9 protein-coding genes are annotated in these 11,504 nt (G+C 53.3%); 7 read left to right on the top strand and 2 right to left on the bottom strand.

Features of this window, described 5'->3' with window-relative positions; all coding sequences use genetic code 11:
- Position 1: 1 nt before the first annotated feature.
- The gene (locus ACR3EH_RS09865) at positions 2 to 685 is read right to left on the bottom strand and encodes a DUF1028 domain-containing protein (protein WP_216601673.1); all 684 of its coding nucleotides are present in this window, start codon (positions 683 to 685) and stop codon (positions 2 to 4) included.
- A gap of 167 nt (positions 686 to 852) precedes the next feature.
- On the opposite strand from ACR3EH_RS09865, the gene ACR3EH_RS09860 reads away from it, so the two are divergent.
- From ACR3EH_RS09860 to ACR3EH_RS09830, 7 genes are all read left to right on the top strand, one after another.
- Complete coding sequence (locus ACR3EH_RS09860) at positions 853 to 2,433, top strand: ABC transporter substrate-binding protein (RefSeq protein WP_171676422.1); 1,581 nt, start codon at positions 853 to 855, stop codon at positions 2,431 to 2,433.
- A 122-nt stretch (positions 2,434 to 2,555) separates the two neighbouring features.
- Positions 2,556 to 3,503 (top strand): ABC transporter permease, encoded by a 948-nt coding sequence (locus tag ACR3EH_RS09855; protein ID WP_170782137.1) that lies wholly within the window; start codon positions 2,556 to 2,558, stop codon positions 3,501 to 3,503.
- Positions 3,500 to 5,389, top strand: a complete 1,890-nt coding sequence (locus tag ACR3EH_RS09850) for a dipeptide/oligopeptide/nickel ABC transporter permease/ATP-binding protein (protein ID WP_171676424.1) — start codon at positions 3,500 to 3,502, stop codon at positions 5,387 to 5,389. Before ACR3EH_RS09855 ends, ACR3EH_RS09850 begins: the two co-directional genes overlap by 4 nt.
- A complete protein-coding gene (locus ACR3EH_RS09845; RefSeq protein ID WP_170782139.1) occupies positions 5,389 to 6,339 on the top strand; it encodes an ABC transporter ATP-binding protein in 951 nt (316 codons plus the stop codon). The genes ACR3EH_RS09850 and ACR3EH_RS09845 overlap by 1 nt, the downstream gene beginning before the upstream one ends.
- 49 nt (positions 6,340 to 6,388) lie before the next feature.
- Entirely contained in the window at positions 6,389 to 7,102 is a 714-nt protein-coding gene (locus ACR3EH_RS09840) for a FadR/GntR family transcriptional regulator (protein WP_371810741.1), read from the top strand.
- 56 nt (positions 7,103 to 7,158) lie between these two features.
- Positions 7,159 to 7,356: a DUF3955 domain-containing protein gene (locus tag ACR3EH_RS09835; RefSeq protein WP_170428322.1), complete on the top strand. Its 198-nt coding sequence runs from the start codon at positions 7,159 to 7,161 to the stop codon at positions 7,354 to 7,356.
- A gap of 713 nt (positions 7,357 to 8,069) precedes the next feature.
- The gene (locus ACR3EH_RS09830; RefSeq protein WP_480634831.1) at positions 8,070 to 10,442 is read left to right on the top strand and encodes an autotransporter family protein; all 2,373 of its coding nucleotides are present in this window, start codon (positions 8,070 to 8,072) and stop codon (positions 10,440 to 10,442) included.
- Positions 10,443 to 10,530: 88 nt separating this feature from the next.
- Here ACR3EH_RS09830 and ACR3EH_RS09825 read toward each other — a convergent pair whose 3' ends face one another.
- Positions 10,531 to 11,460 carry an SdiA-regulated domain-containing protein gene (locus ACR3EH_RS09825; RefSeq protein WP_171676891.1) on the bottom strand — a complete coding sequence of 310 codons (930 nt, stop codon included), beginning with the start codon at positions 11,458 to 11,460 and terminating at the stop codon, positions 10,531 to 10,533.
- Between the last annotated feature and the right edge of the window lie 44 nt (positions 11,461 to 11,504).

Here is an 11,504-nt window from a genome sequence, read left to right as displayed (position 1 = left end):
TCTACTCGCCGTCAGCAGGTCGGTTCGGGTTGTCCTCGGTCGGCACGCGATCTAGCCATTGGTGATATTCGGGCGATTGCGCGCGCTCATGCAGATCACGAAGCGCCTTTATGGGCGCCTGGTGATAATCGATGCGCAAGTCATAGGGCGCACAGTTGCGACCGACTATCTTCAGCGCTGCGGACATGAGACCGCGGAAATCGCTCCCGGCATTTTGGCCTGCTTCGATTGCCTTGATCAGCCGGTCCTCGAACGGCTGGATTCCGCTGGCTTTGTAGGTAGAGAAAATCGCTTCGATGACGTCCACGCTTTTGAGCATATTTCCCGAAACAACCAATCCATCTTCGGCAATGGCATGCTTGGCGTCGACATTTTCAATTCCGGTATGAACCGCAGTTTTTCCCTGGGTATCCATCAGGGCCAACTGGCGATGCACGGCACCCGTGTCGGCAGACACGAGAGCTCCAAGCGTTTCAGTTGCAGTTTTGCCGTTCCGCATCATCCTGAGCGCCTCCTCACCCCAGAGCGTACTTGGATACGCACCCTGACTTGCAGACGCACCGGCCAGGGAATCAGCGCGCAAGACCCAACCGCCGACGCAGAGATTTCCAGTTGCAGCAGCGCCGCCAATTCTTCCGGTCTCGTCGTCAAACGCCAGAATAGAAAATGTCACTTCATCCCCCATCCCCCTATTTTTTCAGGGGCTTTGTTCGGTTTAGCCAAAATCACTCGGCAAACTCTAAGTCCAAAATCGAATTTATCATGAAAATTTTTCTTGATCAATTTATAATGATAAATATGGTGGCATCGTAATTTCGCTATACACAGACGACAACTGGGAGAAACCGAGAGATGAAACTCTTAAAGATGACACGTCGCGGGTTGATGGCCGCAGCTGGCGCTGCGACGCTACTTGGGATGACCACAGCCGTTCCAGCAATCGCGCAGACCCCTCCGGGTGTTCTGGTGATAGGCCAGATCGCGGAACCCAAGTCGCTGGATCCGTCGACCGTGACCGCAGTAAATGATTTTCGCATACTCATGAACGTCTATGACGGTCTTGTACGCTACAAGTCGGGCACCCTTGAAGTGGAGCCCGCGTTGGCGACTGGCTGGACGATCTCCGAAGACGGCACCGAATACACATTCGACCTACGTGAAGGCGTGACGTTCCATGACGGAACGGCATTTGACGCCGACGACGTTGTCTACACCTTCCAGCGGATGCTGAACGAAGACCACCCCGAACATGATACGGGCCCGTTCCCGCTGTCGTTCTTCTTCTCAGCGATTGAGACTGTCGAAGCAATTGACGAAAAGACCGTCAAATTCAAACTGAACGCGCCTTATGCACCGTTCTTGTCGAACCTTGCATACCCGACCGGGCTTATCGTTTCCTCGGACGCGGTTGCCGCGAAGGGCACCGAATTTGGCCGCAATCCCGTCGGCACCGGACCTTTCCAGTTTGCAGAGTGGAAATCCAACGAACTGGTCGTCGTAACGCGCAATGAAGACTACTGGGACGGCGTAGCAAAATCCGAAGCAGTTCTGTTCCGTCCGATCACTGACGCGAACACTCGTGTTGCGGAAATGCTTTCAGGTGGCATTGATATGATGGTTGAGGTTCCACCCGTTGCTCTGTCAGAGTTTGCAGGTGACGCCTACACCGTCAATGAACAGGCCGGCCCGCATGTCTGGTTCCTGATCCTGAACGCTAAGGAGGGTCCGTTCGCTGACAAACGTGTGCGTCAGGCAGCGAACTATGCGATCAACAAGACCGCGCTGGTCAATGACGTTCTCGAAGGCACTGCAGAAGTCGCTGCTGGGCCAACGCCACCTGCGTTCGCTTGGGCCTACAACGAGGAGCTGTCACCTTATCCGTATGATCCAGAAAAAGCCAAAGCTCTGCTGGCCGAGGCAGGTGCCGAAGGCGCGGAACTGACGTTCTATGTCACCGAAGGTGGTTCAGGCATGCTGGACCCGGTCGCCATGGGCACAGCGATCCAAGCGGACCTGAAGGCAGTTGGTCTGGACGTTAAGATCGAAACCTATGAATGGAACTCGTTCCTTGGCGAGGTAAATCCTGGCCTTGAAGGCAAGGCAGACATGGCAGAAATGGCTTGGATGACCAACGATCCGGACACACTGCCGTATCTGGCGCTGCGCACTGACGCTTGGCCAGACAAGGGTGGCTTTAACTCGGGCTACTACTCCAACCCAGAAGTAGACAAACTACTTGAAGCTGCTCGTTCGTCGACCGATCAGGCTGAGCGCGCCAGGCTCTATAAAGAGATGCAGACCATTGTACAGGAAGATGCACCTTGGGTCTTCGTCGCCAACTGGAAGCAGAACGCCGTAACATCGGATCGTGTTAGCAACTTCTCTCTCGAACCGTCGTTCCTGCTCCTGCTCAAGGACGTAGAGAAAAACTGATAGGCTGGCTTTGTTGCCACTGAAAAAGGGCGCGTTTGCATAGGCAGGCGCGCCCTCCTTACAAATAAGTCTCGCAAGCGATTGTTAAAACCATGCGGCAGGTGCCGCAAAGGAGAGAGTTAATGGGTGCCTATATCCTCAAGCGTCTATTGTCTGCGATCCCGGTCCTGTTTGGCGTAACAATCATTGTGTTCGTCATCATGGCGCTCATCCCAGGTGATCCGGCAACTGCCATTCTTGGCTCATATGCGACACCTGAAAATGTCGCCAAGCTGAACGCAGATCTTGGTTTGGATAAACCTCTGGTTCAGAGATACTTCATCTGGCTTGGCAACATGCTGACAGGAGATTTCGGCACCTCATTCTCGCTCAACCGTCCTGTGATTGATGAGGTTTCAGAACGCTTTAATGCGACTCTGATCCTTGCAGGTACGTCTTTTGTGCTGTGTTCCGTGCTCGGCATACTTGCCGGGATGATTTCAGCTGCCCGTCAGTATGGTCTGGCGGATAAAGCTATCACCTTTGTTGTTCTGATCGGCATTTCCGTTCCATCGTTCTTTCTCGGGATGATGATGATCCTGTTTTTTGCTGTCAAAATGCGCTGGCTCCCTGCTTCGGGCATGTATGCCGTTTGGGGCGGTGGCGATTTGCCGGACCTGTTACGTCACCTCATTCTGCCCGCCTCCGCTTTGGCGGTGGTCGCAACGGGCGTGATTGCGCGCCTGTCTCGCTCAGCAATGCTCGAAGTGCTGCGTCAGGATTTCATCCGTACCGCCCGAGCCAAGGGCGTTCGTGAGGGCCGCGTTCTACGCCGCCATGCATTGCGGGCGGCGATGGTATCAATAATCCCGGTTCTGGGCATTCAGGCAGGATTTGTCCTGTCCGGCGCGGTCTATATCGAGATCGTGTTTCAGTGGCCCGGTGTGGGCCGAATGCTGGTAGACGCGATCCTAACGCGCGACATCCTTCTTGTGCAGGGCGGCGTCGTCCTCGTCGCGACCTGCTACGTGCTTTTCAACATTATCGTCGATGTGGCGCAGAGCCTTCTTGACCCGAGGATCAAGGCATGAAGTCATTTCTTGTATCGCTATCGCGCAACCAACTGGCCAGTTTTGGCGGTGTTCTAATACTGCTTGTCGTCACGCTTGCGCTGCTAACACCGTTCCTTGGGTTGCCTTCGCCTGACGTGACAAACACCGCTAACCGGTTCCTGCCATTCGGCTCCGAAGCCCATATATTGGGTACGGATCATTTAGGGCGTGACCTACTATCGCGGCTTCTGTGGGGCACGCGCCTGTCGCTCGCAGTTGGTGCCGGAGCGGCCATTGGTGCGGCGGTCATTGGCTCGGCCATCGGTATCGTCGCGGGTTACTTTGGTGGTCGTACGGATAACCTGATAATGCGCGGCGTGGACATGCTGATGGCATTTCCCTACATCCTGCTGGCGCTTGCCATTGTTGCCGCGCTTGGGCCCGGATTAATCAACGCCCTGATTGCTGTGGCGGCTGTTAACATCCCGTTCTTTGCGCGCAACATTCGCGGCGTCACCGTCGGCCTCGCACATCGTGAATTCATCGAAGCCGCAAGGCTGTCGGGGATGTCACACACCCGTATCATCCTGACCGAAATTCTGCCCAACGTGGCACCCGTCATTATCGTGGCGATGTCGACAACTGTTGGCTGGATGATCCTTGAGACGGCAGGCCTTAGTTTCCTTGGACTTGGCTCGCAGCCGCCGCAGGCTGACCTGGGCTCGATGCTGGGCGAAGCGCGCGCTGCGCTGATTACGCATCCTCACGTATCAATAGTTCCGGGAGTCATGATCTTTGTCATCGTCATGGGCGTAAATCTCTTGGGCGACGGCGTGCGAGACGCGCTTGACCCGCGTCTTGCATCTGGCGCTCTGACCCGCCCCCGTCCTGCAACCCTCGTACGCCGTGATAAGCCCGCACCAGAGACCACCGATGATAGTGCGGCACTTGCGGTGACACAGCTCGAAACACGGTTTGAAATTGGCCCAAGGGTCTATGAAGCGGTCAACGGGGTCTCGTTTTCGATCCGTGAAGGTGAGGCGCTCGGGCTGGTCGGCGAATCCGGCTCGGGCAAATCCGTAACTGCCTTGTCTATAATGGGCTTAGTGGCATCACCTCCGGGTGTGATTACCGGCGGTTCGGTCAAGGTGGATGGTACAGAGTTGATCGGTGCCCCCTACGAAGTGCTCCGCAGCCTGCGTGGTCGGAAAGTTGCGTATATCTTCCAAGATCCTCTTTCGACCCTGCATCCATTGCACCGTGTCGGGGATCAGTTGATCGAAGCGATCCGCTCGCATCGGTCCATCTCCAACGCCGAAGGCAGAAAACGCGCAATTGAACTGCTTGAAGCCGTTCGTATTCCCAACGCCAAGAGCCGAATTGATGTTTTCCCACACGAAATGTCGGGCGGGATGCGGCAACGTGTGGCCATCGCTATGGCTTTGGCTAACGAACCCGAAGTCATCATCGCGGATGAGCCGACTACCGCATTGGACGTAACCGTTCAGGCGCAAATTCTGGCCTTGCTTGATGACCTGCGGCGCGAACGCGGAGTGTCGATCCTGTTTATCACGCATGACTTCGGAGTTGTGTCGCAACTCTGCGGTCGCGTCGCAGTCATGTATGCGGGCAATATCGTGGAAGAAGGCCCAACAGATGAGGTTCTGAACCAGCCTGCGCATCCCTATACCCGTCGGCTGATTGCCTGCGTTCCCGAATTGGGCGGTGGCCAACGTGAGATGCAGGCCATCCCTGGCCTTCCGCCCATCGTTTCGGACTTACCAAAGGGATGCGCGTTTTCGGCCCGCTGTGATCGTGCCAATGAGGCCTGCCTTGCCGGGCGCCCACAACCGGTCGCCAAAGATGGTCGCGCTGTACGCTGTTTCCGCCCCGAGATTAGTTCGCTGGCACAGGAGGCCATGTGATGACCGTAGCTCTGAAACTCGAAAACCTCGCAAAGACCTATGCTGTAGGTCGTAACCTGATTGGAAAGCCCAAGGGATATGTACACGCGGTGCGACCGTTTTCGTTGGATGTAGCAACCGGTGACACGCTGGGCATCGTTGGCGAATCCGGCTGCGGCAAGTCCACCTTGGCCCGTATGCTGGTTGGACTTCTGGCCCCGACCGAAGGGCATCTTGAGGTAGAGGGCGAAACGCTGGACGGCAAGGCACCTGCCGAGTTCGGGCGCATGATCCAGTATGTTTTTCAGGATCCAATCAGTTCGCTCAATCCACGCAAAACGATACGCCAGATCATCGAACAACCTTTGATCCATCTGCACAGCATGAGGAGAGCCGAACGAGAGGCGCGTATTCTGGAAATTTTCGGCCAGGTAAACCTGCGGCCAGAATTCCTGAACCGCCGTCCGCACGAGTTTTCCGGAGGCCAAGCGCAGCGGATCGGCATAGCGCGGGCATTGGCCGCAAATCCCCGGATTCTTGTCCTGGACGAACCTGTTTCGGCGCTGGACGTATCCGTTCAGGCGCAGGTCATTAACCTCCTGGCCGACCTTAAAGAAAAACTCAGCCTGACCTATGTCTTTATCAGTCACGATCTCGCCGTGGTCGAAGCCGTCTGTGACCGGGTCGCCGTCATGTATTTTGGTTCAATTGTTGAGATGGGCGACGCACGCGAGATTTTCACCAATCCGCGCCACCCCTACACCAAGCTTTTGGCGGAAAGCGCGCCTGTTGTTGGAACCAATGTACGACGTACCGAGGCCGCGAATGCCGAATTGCCTGACCCGATGAACCCGCCCAAAGGCTGTGCGTTCGCCGCACGATGTGAAATGGCCACGGAATTGTGTCGCACAACCGAACCCAATCTGAATATAACGAATGACAGCCATCATGTGGCATGCCATCACGCATAAAAGCCTGAATTGAGGGAGAAAAATGGCAAAGCGTTCGAGACCTGTTCAGGTGGCCGAAGAAATCAAGAATTGGGTGGTCGAACAAGGGCTGAAGCCCGGCGACCGGCTACCGGCAGAGCCGGAATTGATTGAACGCTTTGGCATGTCCAAGGGCACGATCCGCGAAGCAACGCGATTGCTGGAAGCTCAGGGCCTCTTAAAGACACGTACAGGTCCCGGCGGAGGCGCTTTCATACACGCCGTCAGCCGCGAACGCGCAACGGCTCTATTGGGAAACTATTTCTACTTTAAGGACCTAAACATCGGCGACCTGTATCAGATGCGGATTTTGCTTGAGCCTGAAATGGCGGCGGGGCTGGCAGGTAATATTTCCAAGGATCAAATCGAAGAACTCAGGACGATTGTGGAAAGCTATAATGCGCCACCAGAAAACCTCGACGCGGAACGCGCCCACCATGTGCAGTCGCTCAAGTTTCATGGAAAGCTGGCCGAGTACGCCAATAACGAACTTTTGGGTTTCGTGATTTCCTTTGTTTCTCGTGCGTTATCAGACGTTACGCTTGTCCGCGGCCTTTATGAACCGCGCAACTTTGAACTATGGAAATTCGGACGGGATTCTCATCTTGCGTTGATTGAGGCCCTCTCCAAAGGTGATGGTGCAACCGCCCGTAAAATTATGCTGCGTCACATGGAGTTTGCATTCCAGCAAATGCAAAACCAAGAATTCCAGGTAAACAAGAAGTTTATCTCTGAAGCCTATTGAGGGGATGGCTATGAAAAACGATGCTAACTATTGGTCCATTCCCTAGGAGAGCTGACATGACCAAACTTCGCCTTTTTGGTATCGTCATCCTTTTCCTTGCAGCACTAAGTGGGCTTTCAGAGCACCTGTTTTTTGGCGTTGTCGACCCAAACGGCGTTCTGCAAGAAAGCTTCTTTTTGCCGCTGACTTTCATTCTCGCAGCAATTGGCGTCGTTGTGCTCGTAGTTTCTTTGTTCCAATCGCAGCGTGACTGAAACGTGTCCGTCAGTTAGAACGCTGTTCCAAAACGCAAATCGGGTAATCTCCAGGATGGCGACCTCCGCCCAAGTCTAGGCAGGCCTCCTCATATTGGTAACGTTCGACCGCACGTCCCGCTAGGAACATGCATAACCCGACCGTCAATACGGTGAGCGCCAACAGTATCTTCGTACTCCGTGTCATTGCTCAGTTTATTGTTTCATTCTCTTGGTGTCAGTCAACCAGCTTTCAGATCTTGTCGAAAATTGGCAAACTCTGAAACTCAAACTTCAAATTGGTTTCGTCGAGTTTCTGAATAAGGGACGCTCCCTCGATCAGATCAATCTCGGTCCAGAAGTTTTGGCCTACTAGCTTGAGAAGGTGCGTATCGGCGGAGCGGTGAGCATCTGCATTGATCTTAGCTATCGACTCCTAAATCCAATGATCCATGCCTATACTCAATGGCGCTGTTCAGCGCCCATCAAGCTAGGGAAAATCGTTTCAAGGCTTGACCTTTTGCGATTGCTTTTACGCAAAGGTGGGTATGGTCGGAATGTAAAACCCGGCTTGTCTTGCCTCGCAGTAAATGCACGAGCAGGTCTGCATTGCGCAGACCTTCCCGTGTTGTGAGCTTGCTCATATGCCACAACAAAAAATCCAAAATGATAAACTTTGTTTTTCAAGTCCTAAGTTGAGGTAGCTTCGCTTGTACCGCGAGAGGAGAAAGTTGGTGACAAACAATAGGCCGTTCCCACTAAGTCGAATTGCTCAGCGCATCACTCTGGCGAATATCGCATTCTTAATCTTGGCTTATTTGATGTCGCCAATCAAAGTACAAGCCCAAAGCTCACAGGCCTGTGTAGAATTAGGTTCTCCTCGAATTGAGTACTCTTCTGGATCTGAAAGCACTCGTGTCAATCAAACAATCTCAACGACCGAACGCACGTGTCTCCCGATCCCAAACGGGCCCATTACAGGGCTTACAATTGGAAACTCCTCAATCACGTCCTCAGGTGAAATTGAGTTGTATGTTCCTGGCCAAAATACCGTTCCAAGCAATGCTTCAGTTTTGACGCTTCTGAATGTTGATGTCGCCGCAGGCAGCGGAGACTTTGTATCCCGGGAAGCGTTGGCAACAAACATCAACGGGAAGCTCAGAGTGAACCTCATCGGAACGTCGATTGGTTCCGGCAGATCAATGACGTTCGTTCCGTTCAACGGCGCGAATATCGACCCCACTGAAGTTTACTTCCAGTCAGACCGACCGTTAACCTACGACAACCTTACCGTTATGGGAGCCACCGAAGTAGTCTTTGGGGCATATAATATTCAGACCCGAGTTGCTGAGGCTTCTGATTTCACACTGACGAATAGTTCGATTTCTTCAACCAGTGACATGACGATAGCCGCAGGCACGACTGTTCGGCTTGATGCCGCAAGCAGTTTGAACACCGTAAACTTTGAGAATTTTGGCACGCTTGCCGGAACGGGAACCGTGAACGCATTCAACTTCACAGTTAAGAACGGAGGGGTGCTTTCGCCGGGCTTTTCAATTGGTACGCTCAACAATAGTGGCGGAATCGCTTTTGAAACTGGGTCAAGACTTTTAAGCGAAGTCGATCCGACGGCCGGTCAGAAAGCCGACTTGGTGTCATCCAGCGGGCCCGTTACAGGGATTAACCGCGCCACCATACAAGTCGAAGCCGCTCGTCCCGGCCTGACTGCGCAGGACTATGCTGCTGGCAACGACTACACGGTTTTTCAAGCCTCGCGTTTCGATGGAAACTCCCCAACTCTTGTTGCCGGAGGATCTTTGCCCGCCCTATCCAGTCTGAGTATCTCAAACACGCTAACCGCGGACGGTAGAATCGACATAATGTTTTCGACTCTCCCCGTCTCGAGTTTACCGCAACATCCATCAGTTGTTGGATCTCCCAATGCAAGCAACCTTGCTGGTGCGGTGGCTAACACCACAAACACGTCACCTGGAACCAACCTGACCAACGGCTCAACCCTGGGTAATACCGTTAACACGCTCACCAATTCAGGTTTAGCTGGGTTTAATCGTGTGCACGCAGAACCCTATTCCTCCAATTTGACCGTTGGGCTGGAGCAACTTGACCTGATAACCAACACCGTGCTGAGCCACGCTGACTGCCGCAAGTATCAAGCAGTTGGCTTCAGCAACGAGGATCAACCCGTCGCAGCAGGCGACATCGACTTGGCCCAGAGCCCTAGCGGAGCAATAGACTGCTCTGATCGGCGCTGGTGGATCGACACAGCGTATGTGAGCGGGGACGTTGATGGAAGCAACGGCCTTGGGACATTCGACTATTCGCTGGGCACCATTTTGGTCGGAGCGGATGTCGCAAGTACCAATAGAGGTGTGGTAGGCGTGTACGCAGGTTTTGGGACATCCTCCATGGATGAACACGATCAAGTCAATCAGGACTTTTCGACCGACAGTTATCATGTGGGCGTCTATGGGCGTACAACAACCGGAACTTGGGAGTTCTCCGGACTGATCGGTTACATGTTCGGTGAAACCGACGCCAAGCGGAATAACCCTTCTGTTGATGGCTTTACCGGAGGCGAGGCAAAGTCCGATTTGGACCAAGAGGGAATCCACGCCGGTATCCAGGCACGGAAGTTGTTTAACCTGGACAGCGGTGCAAGGGTTTCTACGGTTTTTGGATTGAACTACGGGCGTATTCAACAAGGTTCAGGCACAGAGACTGGCGGTGGTGACTTCAACTACTCAATTGAAAAAGCGGATGCAGAGTCTCTGGTCGCTTCCATTGGGTTTGACTACCAACGGGACTTCTTGACAGAGAATGGTTTGCTAACACCAATCGCCTTTGCCCGGTATGAATATGACTTCTTTGCCAACAAAGACAGTGAGCACGAAATCACTGTAACAAGCCCGATATTTGGCACGTTCACGCAAGTCGGTCAAAACCGAGGAGCAAATGGCTTCGTTCTTGGCCTGGGGCTAGGGTATCAGATCTCTGATCTGGCCAGACTAACGGCAGGATATGGCTATTCAGTTCGCTCCAACGGCCAAGAGCATGGCCTCGGTGCAAACTTAAGTGTTCGGTTCTGATTAGGGCGCACCAACGAAGAGGAGTAGTAATCTAGCTGCAACAACTTGCGGAAGCTATTGTGGCGATGTGAGCTTCATTCCCCAGCGATCAAAATTTGGGGATATTAAAAACATAGAGCCGCGATTTCTTGGCATCGTCTGTCAGGATGTAGAGAAGCCCTTTGGTCTCATCGAGAGCGATTCCTTCGGGATGTTTAACTTCCTTTTGTTTGCCATCTTCTGAGAACGTCAAACTGATAGACTTTACTGACTTGGATTTTGGATTGTAGACGAAGATCTGACGGCTTTTGTCACTCACAATCCAAAGTGAACGCGAGGACCGAGACCATGCCAGGCCACTCAAATCCAGTTCATTATCATCTACACGTTCGGAGATAAAACCTGCATCGCGGGCTAAAGGAATAATCTCAACAATTTCGTCTAGTTCTGGCGATAACACCATTAACAACCTTGGTTGTCCCTCAATGCCAACAAAGACCCGCCCAGATTCCGGGTCAACGGCGATGCCTTCGGGTCCCTTGTTCAAAGGGTTGCCGACGAGAAATTCAGAGGCGTCCGAGTAGCCCGTGAGAGATGTGAGAGGGATTGTAGTTAGTTGAATGGGGTCTGTCGGGTGAACGACTAGAATTGATCGATCAGTTTCCTGAAGTACTAAAACAGACCCATCTTTTCGTGATGCGACGCCCTCCAGATCTGATCCCGCCAATGAAGGCAGCTTGAATGAGTTTCCTAATGCCCCGTCGATTCCAAGTAGGTGCAGTTTAGGTTCAGCGTCGCTTACTGACCATAAGAAGCCTTCCGCGTTGGACAGAGACAATCCGGAAGGCTCCGAGAAGCCTTCCGATTTATCCGCCACCTTGAAGGAGTCGATGAGAGTCAAACCGGGACTCTCGGCGTGGGCGAGCTCGATCCATGCAAGAAATGCAACAGTAGCGCTTGCAAAAGAAGCTAGTGTTCCAAGCTTGGGGAAGCACCGTGAAAACCCAAGTTTCGACCGAAGCAGCTTGTGTTCTGACATTGGGTTTTCTCGCGCTTGGACCATATCCTTGTATCAGCGTTCGT

Source organism: Ruegeria sp. BG7, assembly GCF_056535685.1.
The sequence above is the reverse complement of the archived record's forward strand: the minus strand, read 5'-3'. Positions and strand labels throughout refer to the sequence as shown.

Coding starts and splice junctions, on each gene's coding strand:
- ACR3EH_RS09865 (WP_216601673.1), bottom strand. CDS start 685: ATGGGGGATGAAGTGACATTTTCTATTCTGGCGTTTGACGACGAGACC.
- ACR3EH_RS09825 (WP_171676891.1), bottom strand. CDS start 11,460: ATGTCAGAACACAAGCTGCTTCGGTCGAAACTTGGGTTTTCACGGTGC.
- ACR3EH_RS09845 (WP_170782139.1), top strand. CDS start 5,389: ATGACCGTAGCTCTGAAACTCGAAAACCTCGCAAAGACCTATGCTGTA.
- ACR3EH_RS09850 (WP_171676424.1), top strand. CDS start 3,500: ATGAAGTCATTTCTTGTATCGCTATCGCGCAACCAACTGGCCAGTTTT.
- ACR3EH_RS09855 (WP_170782137.1), top strand. CDS start 2,556: ATGGGTGCCTATATCCTCAAGCGTCTATTGTCTGCGATCCCGGTCCTG.
- ACR3EH_RS09860 (WP_171676422.1), top strand. CDS start 853: ATGAAACTCTTAAAGATGACACGTCGCGGGTTGATGGCCGCAGCTGGC.
- ACR3EH_RS09835 (WP_170428322.1), top strand. CDS start 7,159: ATGACCAAACTTCGCCTTTTTGGTATCGTCATCCTTTTCCTTGCAGCA.